This window comes from Stenotrophomonas sp. YJH_SMC_40, assembly GCF_059368615.1.
Genome location: NZ_JCAFRX010000003.1, coordinates 48,725 through 60,302, shown reverse-complemented (window position 1 = coordinate 60,302; position 11,578 = coordinate 48,725). Strand labels below are relative to the sequence as shown.

At 63.2% G+C, this 11,578-nt stretch carries 19 protein-coding genes; 10 read left to right on the top strand and 9 right to left on the bottom strand.

The features are described from left to right. Positions 1-137 precede the first annotated feature (137 nt). The 8 genes from AC5P6X_RS05985 to AC5P6X_RS05950 form a co-directional block, all read right to left on the bottom strand. A complete protein-coding gene (locus AC5P6X_RS05985) occupies positions 138-467 on the bottom strand; it encodes a helix-turn-helix domain-containing protein (protein ID WP_099470263.1) in 330 nt (109 codons plus the stop codon). Further along, positions 464-2,560: a phage terminase large subunit family protein gene (locus AC5P6X_RS05980; protein ID WP_495215357.1), complete on the bottom strand. Its 2,097-nt coding sequence runs from the start codon at positions 2,558-2,560 to the stop codon at positions 464-466. The genes AC5P6X_RS05985 and AC5P6X_RS05980 overlap by 4 nt, the downstream gene beginning before the upstream one ends. Next, positions 2,557-3,090 (bottom strand): terminase small subunit, encoded by a 534-nt coding sequence (locus AC5P6X_RS05975; protein WP_099524823.1) that lies wholly within the window; start codon positions 3,088-3,090, stop codon positions 2,557-2,559. The genes AC5P6X_RS05980 and AC5P6X_RS05975 overlap by 4 nt, the downstream gene beginning before the upstream one ends. A 401-nt stretch (positions 3,091-3,491) precedes the next feature. Further along, positions 3,492-4,892, bottom strand: a complete 1,401-nt coding sequence (locus AC5P6X_RS05970; protein ID WP_495215356.1) for a virulence-associated E family protein — start codon at positions 4,890-4,892, stop codon at positions 3,492-3,494. Between the two features lie 171 nt (positions 4,893-5,063). Continuing rightward, positions 5,064-6,125: a CHC2 zinc finger domain-containing protein gene (locus AC5P6X_RS05965; protein ID WP_495215355.1), complete on the bottom strand. Its 1,062-nt coding sequence runs from the start codon at positions 6,123-6,125 to the stop codon at positions 5,064-5,066. 425 nt (positions 6,126-6,550) lie between these two features. Beyond that, a complete protein-coding gene (locus tag AC5P6X_RS05960; RefSeq protein WP_279702402.1) occupies positions 6,551-6,850 on the bottom strand; it encodes a hypothetical protein in 300 nt (99 codons plus the stop codon). 211 nt (positions 6,851-7,061) lie between these two features. Beyond that, the gene (locus AC5P6X_RS05955) at positions 7,062-7,418 is read right to left on the bottom strand and encodes a hypothetical protein (protein WP_242912741.1); all 357 of its coding nucleotides are present in this window, start codon (positions 7,416-7,418) and stop codon (positions 7,062-7,064) included. Continuing rightward, positions 7,405-7,671: a hypothetical protein gene (locus AC5P6X_RS05950; protein ID WP_143565972.1), complete on the bottom strand. Its 267-nt coding sequence runs from the start codon at positions 7,669-7,671 to the stop codon at positions 7,405-7,407. Before AC5P6X_RS05950 ends, AC5P6X_RS05955 begins: the two co-directional genes overlap by 14 nt. Positions 7,672-7,808: 137 nt before the next feature. Here AC5P6X_RS05950 and AC5P6X_RS05945 point away from each other — a divergent pair, with 137 nt between their 5' ends. Together AC5P6X_RS05945 and AC5P6X_RS05940 are read left to right on the top strand one after the other, a co-directional pair. Continuing rightward, positions 7,809-8,342, top strand: coding sequence for a hypothetical protein (locus tag AC5P6X_RS05945; protein WP_033835724.1), 534 nt, complete (start codon positions 7,809-7,811; stop codon positions 8,340-8,342). After that, complete coding sequence (locus AC5P6X_RS05940) at positions 8,296-8,649, top strand: hypothetical protein (protein ID WP_143565971.1); 354 nt, start codon at positions 8,296-8,298, stop codon at positions 8,647-8,649. The genes AC5P6X_RS05945 and AC5P6X_RS05940 overlap by 47 nt, the downstream gene beginning before the upstream one ends. 9 nt (positions 8,650-8,658) lie before the next feature. Here AC5P6X_RS05940 and AC5P6X_RS05935 read toward each other — a convergent pair whose 3' ends face one another. Next, a complete protein-coding gene (locus AC5P6X_RS05935; RefSeq protein ID WP_049460326.1) occupies positions 8,659-8,952 on the bottom strand; it encodes a hypothetical protein in 294 nt (97 codons plus the stop codon). Positions 8,953-9,232: 280 nt separating this feature from the next. On the opposite strand from AC5P6X_RS05935, the gene AC5P6X_RS05930 reads away from it, so the two are divergent. The 8 genes from AC5P6X_RS05930 (at position 9,233) to AC5P6X_RS05895 (ending at position 11,575) form a co-directional block, all read left to right on the top strand. Then, complete coding sequence (locus AC5P6X_RS05930; RefSeq protein ID WP_279702400.1) at positions 9,233-9,457, top strand: hypothetical protein; 225 nt, start codon at positions 9,233-9,235, stop codon at positions 9,455-9,457. Continuing rightward, complete coding sequence (locus tag AC5P6X_RS05925) at positions 9,454-9,774, top strand: hypothetical protein (RefSeq protein ID WP_279702399.1); 321 nt, start codon at positions 9,454-9,456, stop codon at positions 9,772-9,774. The genes AC5P6X_RS05930 and AC5P6X_RS05925 overlap by 4 nt, the downstream gene beginning before the upstream one ends. After that, positions 9,771-9,920 (top strand): hypothetical protein, encoded by a 150-nt coding sequence (locus AC5P6X_RS05920; RefSeq protein WP_279702398.1) that lies wholly within the window; start codon positions 9,771-9,773, stop codon positions 9,918-9,920. The genes AC5P6X_RS05925 and AC5P6X_RS05920 overlap by 4 nt, the downstream gene beginning before the upstream one ends. Before the next feature lie 74 nt (positions 9,921-9,994). Continuing rightward, the gene (locus AC5P6X_RS05915; protein WP_495215354.1) at positions 9,995-10,243 is read left to right on the top strand and encodes a hypothetical protein; all 249 of its coding nucleotides are present in this window, start codon (positions 9,995-9,997) and stop codon (positions 10,241-10,243) included. 15 nt (positions 10,244-10,258) lie between these two features. Further along, positions 10,259-10,531, top strand: a complete 273-nt coding sequence (locus tag AC5P6X_RS05910) for a hypothetical protein (RefSeq protein WP_049460328.1) — start codon at positions 10,259-10,261, stop codon at positions 10,529-10,531. Next, a complete protein-coding gene (locus AC5P6X_RS05905; protein ID WP_242912737.1) occupies positions 10,528-10,854 on the top strand; it encodes a hypothetical protein in 327 nt (108 codons plus the stop codon). Before AC5P6X_RS05910 ends, AC5P6X_RS05905 begins: the two co-directional genes overlap by 4 nt. After that, positions 10,851-11,090 carry a hypothetical protein gene (locus AC5P6X_RS05900; RefSeq protein ID WP_242912735.1) on the top strand — a complete coding sequence of 80 codons (240 nt, stop codon included), beginning with the start codon at positions 10,851-10,853 and terminating at the stop codon, positions 11,088-11,090. The genes AC5P6X_RS05905 and AC5P6X_RS05900 overlap by 4 nt, the downstream gene beginning before the upstream one ends. Next, complete coding sequence (locus tag AC5P6X_RS05895; protein WP_279702396.1) at positions 11,087-11,575, top strand: hypothetical protein; 489 nt, start codon at positions 11,087-11,089, stop codon at positions 11,573-11,575. The genes AC5P6X_RS05900 and AC5P6X_RS05895 overlap by 4 nt, the downstream gene beginning before the upstream one ends. Positions 11,576-11,578 lie beyond the last annotated feature (3 nt).

Here is an 11,578-nt window from a genome sequence, read left to right as displayed (position 1 = left end):
GGAACAGTTTGGAGACTGGGCCGTCTCAACCGTTACCAGCCGCATGAGACGATCTCGATTTCGTCCCATATCAAATCAGTCACTTACGAAGCGACCGTCTCAATCTTTGCCAGAGGTTGAGACGGTCGCTGGCAAATTCATCCAGCTCGGGATGGCTTGGGCAATCCACCCGGGAACATTCGATACAGTGCCGCTCTCGATACGCCGTGCCGGCGGCAGACCAATCGCCAGTCCTGCCCTTCAGCCAGCTCGGCGCGGATCACCTCCACGCGCGAGCAGAGCTTGTCCTGCCCAGCTGGTTTGGGGATGTGCAGGCGCTCGCCACCGTACTCGGTCTGCAGAACCGTCATTACCGCCGTGGCGTAGGGCATCGCGTGTTCCTCGTTCAAGCCTGTCTGCTCGACAATGCCCCGAACTACCAGGCGACGCAGGTGTTCCGCAGCGTCAATGTCACGAGAATTGCTCATAGGCGGCTGCTCCAACCGCTCGACCCGAAACCATCGCGCGACGTTTCACGGGAATCGCGTGCTACCTGCACAGTCCTCGGCGTGGGCTTCTTCTCGACAGCAGGCACGTGCGAAGCCGGCGCTGCAGCGGCAGCGCCATCCGCCGACAGTGCTGTTACGGCCGGAAGACTGAACAGATCGTTCTCGGGCTGCACTTGTTCCTCCAACTGATCCCACCACTTCGCTTTCTTGGGTCCCCACAGGTCGAGGCGCTCTTCCAGCCATATTTCGTACGTCAGGCAGTCCTTGACCTCGATTCGCTTCCGCGTCGCGGTCCACCTGGATTCGGACCCACCCTTCATCCGCCGCGTGGCGCGGATCTCGCCCGCCAACTGCTTGAACCATTCGGGCGAGAGCTGGTCCGACAGGTGGACGTAGCCAGGCCCCGGCACAGCAACATCCAACCGCGCCTGGAAACGGTCCTTGGCTAGATTGGTACCTACGTGCCACAGCACGGGGCCATGCTTCTCGATACGACCGTTGAACCGGTAGCTCACGCGGCTGTTTCCGTTCTCGATAGACCGCTCCTGCCCGCTGGCGCCCTTGACGGCATGCACGCGGAGTGCCTTCAGCCTGTGCGCGAAGGCATACACCGCATCGGCATGGTGACCACCCGAATCGATGGCGGTCGCATAGATTCGCTGGGCCCGGCCACTGACGTGGGTGTACTCCTGTTCACGCAGGAATGCCTCCGCCTCGGACCACACCTCCATTTGTGCTGGGTTACCAAAGAACACCCGGTGATCGATAGTCCACATCTGACCGCCTCTGCCAACACCCCAGATGCCGGCCTCAAGTCTGTTGTCCTGCGTGTCCATGCCACACAGGAGCAACAAGCAGTCGCGAGGCATAATCTTCAGGGGGAACGGCTCCGCCCTGTTGACCAGCTCATCTGCATCCGTCCGCTCGACCTCACCTTCCCAAGTCTCACCGAGAGTTGTATTGGTCCACGCCTTCAACTTGCTGTCGTCGCCTTCCTGGTGCTTTGTGAACGCCTCCAGGAACTCGCGGACAATCTGCTGCCACGCGACCGCCGGGCTGTAAGCGGTCCAGATGTGAAGTGCCACATGACGCGGCGCCGGGACGACCTGGTCATCCGGAGTCGTGAAGCGACCATCTGGGCGGAGCCAGAGGTCACCGCGCGAGTTCACCCATTCACCCAGTTCTGCGGCCTGCAGGTACTCGCCTTGCGTCATGGGGTAGGTGCAGTGCGGGCAGAGGTGGTAGACGTGGACAACGTCGCCATCGGCGTCACGTTCGAACTTGAACCCGTGCGATTCGTCCTTCCCACCCCAGGTCAGCGCATGGAAGTCATCACACTGGGGGCAACGCACCTGGTAGGTGAATCGTTCGTCCGCCTGCGAGTAGCGAGTGTCCACCAGGCTGAAGCCCTTGAGCTTCGGGGTGCTGCCAGCCACAAGTTTGGGAAAGGTCGCACCTTCCAGACGCTTGGCCGCCAGTGAGTCCGGCGCGCCCTCCTTCTCGATGTCGTTGTCGAAAGCATCAAGCTCATCGAGCAACGCTACGTCCACGGAGATGCGACGATAGTTCTTCGCGGCCTTACCGCCGCGCACGCGCAGCAGCGATCCGATGAACTTCTTCTGCTGCAGCGTATTGTCCTTGTGGCGGGCGAGATAGGCCGGGAACACGGCCCGCATGCACTCCACGTCACGCAGCATGGGCTCTAGCTCCGACTTGACGAAGTCATCGGAGTCGTCGTCGGTCGGCTGCCAGATGCATTGGTTCCTACGTCGGTGCTCTGCGTTGTAGCCAAGGAAGGCGAGCAGGATCTTGGTGTATCCAACACGCGCCGACTTCTTCACCGAGACCTCGGCCACGTCGTCGTTACTGATCACTGCCATCATCCCGCGCTGGAACGGCCACGGGGTCCACTTCTGCTCGACGTAGCTCGATTCGGCAGAAAGGTAGAAGTGTTCCCGGGCCCAGGCTTCCAGCGTGATCGGCTCCTGCACCGCCCAGGACGCGAGCCCGCGCTGCAGATGGCGCTCCACGGCCTGCAGCTGGCTTGCATCGATTCCACGAAGAAGCGTCATTCGCATTGGTCCTCGGCATCAACCGGCACCGCCGTGGACGCGCCTTCATCGGTGTCATCGTCAGCGTCAACGTCGGCCAGGCGCATCGACGCGGCAAGGTTTCGTGCCTTGGCGACAATCTGAGCCACGACCTCGACATCCGCCGCCTTCAGCTGTGGAAGCCGGCGCCGCAGCGTGCCCGGGATCGTCTCAAGGATGCGACCCGCTCGCGCGCCGACTTTCGACAATACCTGTTCCATGAGATGTGCCGGCGCCAGCTCGCCCCGGGTCACGGCGTTCTGCATTGCCAAGCGGTCAGCCTGCTCTCGCGCCAGCCGGGCACGCTCGGCAGTCAGATCCTTGCCTGCCTCCCCGCCCCGGCCAGCAGCAACCTCGCGCAGGTGATCGCAGTAGGCAAGCAACCACTCATCACCTGCAGCACCGTCAGCGAGGATGCCACGACGCACCAGGTCGCTGACCGCCTGCTGGGAAATGCCCACCAGATCCCCAAACGCGCCCTGTTTCATCGGGCTGCTCAGATCAGAAACCACTACAACCCCCTTGGAAATGCTTCATGACTAGCGAGAAATTGCGCGACCGAATACCCGTGGAATCTGAGGCCGGGGAGGACCCATCGGCCTGCCTTCCCCCCCCTGTCCCTCCCGGCCGACCAACCGCATGATGATTCGCGTGGAACATGCCAGCCGTCCGCACCGTCCCAACCATCAAGGCAAGGTCTGGACGCCCGGAACCCGCGCCGTTACTAATCTGTCCACACTGTCCATACCGTCCATACCTATTTCTTTGATTTGAGTAGTTGAGAACTGGGGCGGTGTGTTGGTACATGTACGCGCGCGAGAAATGGTGTGGACGGTCAGGACAGCGCTGTCGCAGTAGGCGGCAGGTCTGGTCAGTGGTTCGGACGGGTGTGGACGAAGCTGGAGAGGTCTGGTCAGAAGTCAGGTCCACTGGACGCCTCCCGCCTTGACCGCTGTACGGTTGCCAGCCAATCATCGATGGCGAGGCCAGGCCTGAACCACCGAGGCTCCCGACTGCCGTCATCCGGCCAACGCCTGCGCTGCTGCTCCCAGCCCAGCGTCTTCATGATCGAGGCGACCCGCATCTGCTCGGGCTTGCCGTGCTTGCCTGGGTCCAAGCCGATGGCGTACGTGAGGAGGTTGTCCGTGGTAGCCCAGTCAATCTGCGACGCCATTGCCAGTCGCGTTGGGTACTTGCTCGGCTCCATCCGAAGGTCGAGCCACTGCTCGACTCGCCCCTCCCAGCTGTCGCCCACGTACCTGCTGGCCTGCTCTTGCTTCGCGTCCGCTGGCAGCTCCCACCACTCGAACCCAGCGTCGAACATGGCCACTGCCTCGGCCCACAGCTGGTCGCGCAACGTCGCGATCTGGGCGATCTGCACGTCGCCGTCAGTTCGCACGGGGAGGAAGCGCCGCCCACCGGTTGGGTCGCGTAGATACTGATGCTCGTTCGTGGTGCCCGCGAACACGCATTCGCGGCGGTAGGATCGAGGCACGCGCTCGTAGGGAGCGCGGAACTTGTCCACTCGCCTGGTGATAGCCGTCTTTACGCTGGTCACGTCAGCCTTCGAGAACGAGTCCATCTCGCCGATCTCGACGCCCCAAGCCCCTTGGATGACCTGGTAGAAGTCCTTTCCACTTGGGGATTCGCTGGTCTCGACAAACCATTCGCTGCCGAAGATCGCGCGCAGGGCGCTGGACTTCCGCTTACCCTGCTCACCTTCCAGGACCAGCATGAAGTCAACCTGTGCGCCCACGCTGGGCTGCTTGGCGTCCACCCACAGGATGCGAGCCACGGCACTTACCATGAAGCACTGCGCTGCGCGCAGGCTGTAGGCATTGTCCGCTGCCCCGAACAGCTCAACGAGCATCCGCTCAACGCGGGGTACACCATCCCATTCCAGGGCACCGAGGTAGTCTTTGATCGGGTGACGGCGGTGCCGGCGCGCGACAGCGATGACGGCCTTCAGCACCAGGTCATCGCTGCACTTCATCCAGTAGCGATCCGGGTGCTGCAGCCAAGCCGCCAGTTCGTAGGCGTCCGAGTCGATGAACTCATCCCTGCTGCCGCCAGTCCACGGTGGGTCCCGGTGCAGCTTGACCTGGTTGCTGGAGTCGTTGAGCCACCACAGCCCCTTCAGCCGATCATCGTTTTCCATGATCAGGATCAGGTTGTGCAGCGTGCCTTCCACGTTCCCATCGCGATTGCGCGTCAGGTTCGACTTCCAGGCATTCGGATCTACCCCGCCATCGCCTGGCGGTGGCGCACCGCCACCATCGATCACCGTCATCCTGCGCCTTGTCCCCACGGTCATTTACGCATTGCCTTTTCGTAGCCCCGCGCTAGGCGCAGGTATTCTCTTGCCCGCTCCCGGCGCAAGCGCGGGGAGTGCTCGTATGGGTTGTCCAGTGCGGTCTGCGCTGCGATTCGATATGCGCTAGCGAGCTTCGCGTTGGAGTGCAGCAACCGTTCCTCCAGCCTCCTGTCATGCGCCATTGGCGGCCACCACGTCGATTTCAACCACGCGGTTTGCCGCCCAGGCTGCAAGCTGGCGAGGCGACCATCCATCGCGCTCAAGCGCATCGGCAATGTCCCAGCCATCAGGCTGGCCCGTCACATCCACAAACCGGATGGATCTGGCACCTGCACGCTTGAGCAGCTGGGCGACGCCCGGCTTGAACTGTTGGGCGTCGTTGCTCCACCCCAGCATTGCCTGCCGGCCCGGGAGGTCGGCGTCGGGCCAGAGCACGCAGTCCCGCCCTGCCAGCGGCGACCAGTCCGCTTTCGTGACGGCCTTGCCGCCGCCCGACCAGGTGATTGCCGCATATCCGGGGAAGGCGCGCGCGCCTACGTCCCGACACTTCTCTCCCTCTGGAATCAGAACGGGCGCATCGGGTTTCGCAGCCAGTGCATCCAGCCCATACAGAGGCCGCGCGCCAGGGAAGCTCTCAAGGCACCATTGTTTCTGCCCATCCGGACCGACGCACCAGGTCACTTGGGGCGTCCACTTCTTGAGTTTGCGGCTCTCACGGTCGATGAACTCGCAGCGAAGCACGTACCCAAGGATCTGCCCTTCTGCATTTCGGTACGGGAACACCCGGGCCGGTTTCATCCTGCGCAGCTTGTCGCGCTTGGCGTTCCAGATCGGTACTGTCCAGCCGCTGTCGGTCAGCAACGCGGGCGCATCATCTGGCACTGGCAGGATGGGCACCCACTTGACCCGAAGCGACTCTCGGCTTGGAAGCTTCTCTCGCTCAGATGCAGTACCCAACTGACCGCCGCTGAGCTGCGCGCATGCATCAAGAAATCCGACCTGTAGGTGCTTCACCAGGAAGCCGATCACATCACCGTGCGCGCCACAGCCGAAGCAGTGATAGAAGCCTTTGACTTCGTTGACGGTAAAGCTCGCCGACGACTCATCGTGGAAGGGACATAGCCCGCTGTACTCCCCCCGGCCGGCCGGCCTGAGCTTGACGTAACGTCCGATAACATCGGCGATGTCTGCGGATTGGCGGATTGCATCGGTGTCTACCTGACTGTTTGCCATCAGCGTCGCACCCCGCCTTTGGATTCGCGGCGCTCGATCATCCACCACTGCACCCGCAGGTACTCGGCAATTCGCTGCCGGCATCCCACGCCACCAGTGCAAACGCCGGGCGCTTGACAGGCTTCTGCAATCTGATCGATCTGTGTGCGCCATTCTGTACGCGGCTGACGTGCGATCAGCAGGGCCTGGTGCAGACATCGGTTTACACCCAACGGATACCTCCTTCATCAAGCTGGCGCTGGGCGCTATCTCTGCGTTCGGTTTCTTGGCGGATTCGCTCGCGCTCTGCCAATGCTTCATCTCCCACTAACCCCGGCACCGCGTCAGTCAAGGCCAGTGCCGCCAACTCCATCGCTCGCCACGCAGAAGCACTGGCTCGGCCACGCCGTCGATACTTGGACCGAGGGGCGTGGTGAATTGCCACGTCAGTCCTCAGTTCCTTGCAGGCCGGCAGCGCGGCATGCATTCCGCTCCAGTCGGAAGCAGAGGGTGCGGACTTCCCGGGAGAGGTCTTGGATACGATCAGCTTCGGGGACAGTCAGGCGCCGATCCGCGAGCGCATCGATACCTGCGCCTGCCAATTGCCCCGTCAGCTTGTGCAGTTCCAGCAGCTTCGCCTGGATAGCTGCCAACTCGTCCGGCCAACCACCCATAGGTGGTGCGGGTACATAGTCGACCATCAGGCCGAACTGACCGGCCAGTGAGCAGACCCAGTCAGTAGCCATTGCCTGGGTTCCTACGAATCGCTGCAGGTACTCGGTTAGGATCTCGGCCATCTCCATGGAGACGGACTCACCCTCTATTCCACGCAGCTTCTTCCGTAGTGTCTCCGTGGAAATGGATTTTCCACGGCGCTTGCTGATGTGGGCAGCAGCGTCTTGCACTCCACCCGGCGCGCACGAAACTGCATTATTCAAGGCATCCCGCCAATGAAGATCAGAGCGAAGACAGGTCATAGCGCTCCCCCTGAAACACCGGGCATTTCATCGTTCCGCGCTGATCAGTGCGTCGATCAACATTGCTGCCATGCCAGAGATCATCACGTTCCCTCAGCGCATGCGCTTTCAAACCATCCGATCCTTTGACGCTCGCACCGGGGCAGGCGGGGTTGTTGCGATCCTGTGGGCGCCCGTGCACTCCCAGCGCAAGAGCGGCAATCATCGCCAGGAGGATCATCACCACCCCGCTCTTGCGGATCTGCTGCCGGATGCGGAAAAGGCGGTAGCGCTGGTGGCCGCGCACCCAGCCGTAGCGAGCTATGGAGACGATTAGCGCTGGGTCACGGGCTGGCACTGGCTACCCCCAGCGATCCGCTGACGCGCTTGAAGTAGCCGACGATGGTGCCACCAGCATCACGCTCCCAGCGCACGTCCGGTATCAGCTCGTCGGCGGTTACTCTGCCCCCGAGGGTAGCGGCCCGCTTTGCGGCATCCTGGTTCTCGGCCATCGCCGAGGCGACCGCCCTCTCGATGGCGATCGCCACCTCCTCGGTCACACCGTTCTTTCGCCAGTGATAGACGTAGCCAGTCGCAGGCTTGCCGGTCACACGCCGCGCCAGCTCACTCTGGGTCCCACAGATCGCGATAGCCCGTTGCAGAGGGGTCATGAAATGCCCGTTCACAAGAATTCTTGCGATAAACTAGCGCAATCTTTCTTGCGAATCAACAGTGCAAGATTGCTTGCATGTTGATCGGTGAAATCACACGGGGCCTGATGGAGGCCCACGGGCTTGGCGTTGAGGCTCTGGCAGCCCGTGTCCGCGCTGCGGGCGCTCCCAACGTGAAGTACCAGCACATCCAGCAGCTACTAGATACCCCGACACGCCGCCCCAGGTACATGGTGGAGCTTGCACGCGCGTTCGGCATGTCAGTCGAGCAGTTCCTTGGCTGGCACAAGGATGAGCCACTGAATGCACTCTCAACACCCCGAGCTGCGCAGTCTCAAACCGTGCAACTCGACGCCCCTACGCTTGCCGCGTCGTACCAACTTGTCCGCCTGGCCTGTCTCGCTCTTGGATCGCCGTTCGATCCAGAGGATGCCAGCGACGCCTCGATTGTCATCTTGGCTCACAGCTATCTGACCGCCCGTCAGGAGAAGACAGTCACGCCGGACAACGTGGTCGACTTTACCGCGCACCTGCGGAAGCGCCAGATTTCAAAGGGGGTTGATCATGAAGGAAGCGGCAGCACTGGAAGCTCTCGCGCAGGCACTCGCTAACAAGGTCCGGCAGCAGGCACGGCCGCCCGACGCAAGATGCCTGCGCCAGTGCCACGCACATGAGCCAAGCGACGCTACCGCCTTGGCATATATTCGAAGAATTCGCATGCTTTGCGACGCGTTCCAGCTTGCCTGGCTTGTCGACCAGCACCTGGTTCTGAGACAGCGTCTTAGCGACCTATCAACGGCAGAGCTGCGCGCCTTGCTGTGCGAAATGGAAGAAGCAAGGGAAGCCATCATGGAGGGCTTCCCCCTCGAACAAACCGGGCTCATCAAGAACATGGCCGCAGTTTTGCCACGTCCTTGATTGATTCCCTTACGGCTTGTGCCCGTCACGCTCGCGAATGAAGTCCTGCAGCGTCTGCGGCTCACCATCATCTCTGGACGTGGCTACTCCTGCCACGTCCTCCGGCTCAATACCCTGATCCCGCAGCACCTGCCTCGCGAGCAAACGGTTGTTCCTGCGCTGCTCCTCAATGAGCACCCGCAAAAGAGGTTTGATGCCGAACACGGCCAAGGGCATAAGCAGCCCCATGACGGCCAAAGCAAGCACGGCCAGCGCCACGAGCCACACGCCCAGCGCACCCAGCGTGCTGAAGAACACTTCCATACACCTCCCCTCCCTCCATAGAAGGCCCGGAGGTTAGCACCCGTTGACCCATTCAGCTTTGACCCAAGAAGGCCGAAGGTCAGGGTTTACGAGGTGATCGGCTGATTGCGCAAGTTTTCTTGTTGACGATCACGCAAGTTTGTTTGTAGAGTCCGTCCTGCCAGCTTTGCAGCTGGCGGGCGACCGGCGGGTCGTCACTCGCCGGCCCCTCCCCTCACCGGCGATAGCCGCCCCCTCGGCTACTGACCCGCCGGCGCCCTCCTTCGAACAGGAGCGCGCCATGTCTCATCGCTACGCCGATCCAACCCCGAGCCCGCTGCCGCTGTTGGCCGTGAAGGCCCTGCGGGCAGTGGCAGCACGCGATCACAGCACCGCTCGGACCCTGTGGCTCCGTAGCAAGGGCGAACACAACCGCAATCAGCTGCGCCGCTCCCGGCGCATGGGCGTCGCCAGCCTCCGCCTGGAAGCCTGTTCGCGCGACATGTCTGCGGAGGTGCGGGCATGACCGCCGCTGAGACCCCGCTGGCAACCCTGGAGCGCATTGCGGGAGTGAACGCCGAGTTCGGCGCCGTGGCGGCAGCGACGCCCGATTTCATGATTCGCGTTGGCGAATCCATGTTGAAAAAGCAGTCCATCGACCTGCGCACGGCCCATGCCCTGCTTTCGGATTTGGTCGACCAGGGCGACCGCTTGACCGCTGCATTCCGTGCGCTTGGCCTCGACAACAGCCTGATTGATCGCTCGCGGCTCGCCCAGAAGTGCGAAGAGTCGCTGATTGCCTTCGACGCAGCACTCGCCCGCGCCAAAGGAGGCGCGGCATGAGCCGGCGCATCCGACTCGCTTGGGCAGCTGTTGCGCTGGTGGCCGCGGTTGTCGTGCCGCTCCGCATCGCGGAGATCCACCAGGCGCACACGGACCGCGACGCAGCCAAGGCGCGTTGGGCGCTCAGCACTTCGGTGAGGGGCTGATCATGCGCCAGACCGCTCGCCCGCTGCCCGACTCAGTGCCTCTGTGCGCGCCCGGTCACCGACCGCAAATCGTCGTGACCGAAGGCGCACCGACCGGCCATCGCCTGGGCGCCCCCTGCCCACCGCTGCTGCACATCGAATGCCATCGCTGTGGCCTGGCGACCCGTCCAGTACCGAAGGAGAGAGCCGCGTTGGCCGAGCTGCGCTGGACCGACGCGAGCCTTGCCCACCTACGCATACCGATCTCCCTGCTTGCCCGCCATCGCGGCGAGGTCCTGGCCGAGATCGCCGCCCAACCCCCTTCCACGCCCATCGCTGCCTGACCAGGAGAACTGCCCATGGCCGCTCCACTGAAGCCGAAGGAAAAAGCCGCGTTGCTCGCAGCGCATGGCGCATCCGACCACACCCTCCACCGCACCGCGAACGGATTTGCACCCCGCAACCGCCCCGAGAAGCTTTTCACGCGCCGCGTCATGAACTGGCTGGATGAGCGGGTGCTGATCAGGTACGACGATCCGCAGCTGCCGCGCAAGGCGACCTTGACCGCCATCGGCATCGCCGCCGCCGAGGCCGAGATCGCCAAGGCCCGCGACCTGGCGCTGACGGCATGAGCGTGCATACCGGGCTGCCAGTGGAGCAGCAATTCGCCACCGGGCATCAGGGCGAATCCATCGTCCTGATGGTGTGCCAGGGCTGGCTCTGGGCCGGCTTGTACACCACCGCACCGCGCGAGTCGCTCCTGAAGGTCGCCGCCAGCGCCAGCCGGAGCGTGGGGGTATCGCACCACTCGCTGACGCTCGGCGGCATCACGTTCCCCCTCAATCGACTGGCCGCACAGGCCGCGCACCGCTGGCTTGACCGCCAGGGCGTCCGCGTTCGGTCGACCTCCCCCATCAACCGCGCTACGCGCCGCACGCGAGGAATCCCCGCATGAGCCGTTCTGTTGTGATCTATGGGCCGCACCTGTGCGGCAAAAACGCAAACGTGCAGGAACTGCGCGAGCACTTCGGCCTGCAGGACGTGATCGAGGACTGGGATGGGCACAGCAGCTACCCGCTCGACAACACACTCGTTCTGACCGAGAACCCCGACGCTGTCGCGGACAGCTCATCAAAGGTGATGCATCACGGTTGGGCCATGCGTGAACTGCTTGCGGAGGCGCGCGCATGAGCGCCCGTCCACAGCAGACCGGCCGCGCTGCCGAAGTGCGCAGGGTCCTGTCCATGTTTCCGCAAGGCGCCACGGTCGCGCAGATCAAGACCGCTGGCCGCATCAACGGCACCCACCAGGCCATCGGCTACACGTTGAAGGGGTTGGCGCGCAGCGGCCAGGCCATCTGCCACCGCTCCGGCGTGCGCGGGATCTGGCGTCTGTCCAGCCACACGCAACATGCGATCGCCCCGCTGCGCGCGGCACCTGCTCGAGTGCAGCCGACCTGCGCAGTGGGGCCGATTACAGGCGTCAGTGACGCGGCGACCACGATCCGACACCGGGAATTCGACCGGCAACAGTTGGCCGATGACCTGGACGCATTCCTCGCAGCCGGCGGGCACATCGAAGTGTTGGGGCACACGCCGCTTCGCCCGCTGATGAGCCGCCACGCAGCCAACCACGGCAGCTATGCAGAACGCATGGCCGCCCATGACATCGACTGAGGT

Excerpts from the sequence above, each read along its gene's own strand:
- AC5P6X_RS05985 (WP_099470263.1), bottom strand. The coding sequence starts at position 467 with ATGAGCAATTCTCGTGACATTGACGCTGCGGAACACCTGCGTCGCCTG.
- AC5P6X_RS05980 (WP_495215357.1), bottom strand. The coding sequence starts at position 2,560 with ATGACGCTTCTTCGTGGAATCGATGCAAGCCAGCTGCAGGCCGTGGAG.
- AC5P6X_RS05970 (WP_495215356.1), bottom strand. The coding sequence starts at position 4,892 with ATGACCGTGGGGACAAGGCGCAGGATGACGGTGATCGATGGTGGCGGT.
- AC5P6X_RS05965 (WP_495215355.1), bottom strand. The coding sequence starts at position 6,125 with ATGGCAAACAGTCAGGTAGACACCGATGCAATCCGCCAATCCGCAGAC.
- AC5P6X_RS05960 (WP_279702402.1), bottom strand. The coding sequence starts at position 6,850 with ATGGCTACTGACTGGGTCTGCTCACTGGCCGGTCAGTTCGGCCTGATG.
- AC5P6X_RS05945 (WP_033835724.1), top strand. The coding sequence starts at position 7,809 with ATGTTGATCGGTGAAATCACACGGGGCCTGATGGAGGCCCACGGGCTT.
- AC5P6X_RS05940 (WP_143565971.1), top strand. The coding sequence starts at position 8,296 with ATGAAGGAAGCGGCAGCACTGGAAGCTCTCGCGCAGGCACTCGCTAAC.
- AC5P6X_RS05935 (WP_049460326.1), bottom strand. The coding sequence starts at position 8,952 with ATGGAAGTGTTCTTCAGCACGCTGGGTGCGCTGGGCGTGTGGCTCGTG.
- AC5P6X_RS05930 (WP_279702400.1), top strand. The coding sequence starts at position 9,233 with ATGTCTCATCGCTACGCCGATCCAACCCCGAGCCCGCTGCCGCTGTTG.
- AC5P6X_RS05925 (WP_279702399.1), top strand. The coding sequence starts at position 9,454 with ATGACCGCCGCTGAGACCCCGCTGGCAACCCTGGAGCGCATTGCGGGA.
- AC5P6X_RS05920 (WP_279702398.1), top strand. The coding sequence starts at position 9,771 with ATGAGCCGGCGCATCCGACTCGCTTGGGCAGCTGTTGCGCTGGTGGCC.
- AC5P6X_RS05910 (WP_049460328.1), top strand. The coding sequence starts at position 10,259 with ATGGCCGCTCCACTGAAGCCGAAGGAAAAAGCCGCGTTGCTCGCAGCG.
- AC5P6X_RS05905 (WP_242912737.1), top strand. The coding sequence starts at position 10,528 with ATGAGCGTGCATACCGGGCTGCCAGTGGAGCAGCAATTCGCCACCGGG.
- AC5P6X_RS05900 (WP_242912735.1), top strand. The coding sequence starts at position 10,851 with ATGAGCCGTTCTGTTGTGATCTATGGGCCGCACCTGTGCGGCAAAAAC.
- AC5P6X_RS05895 (WP_279702396.1), top strand. The coding sequence starts at position 11,087 with ATGAGCGCCCGTCCACAGCAGACCGGCCGCGCTGCCGAAGTGCGCAGG.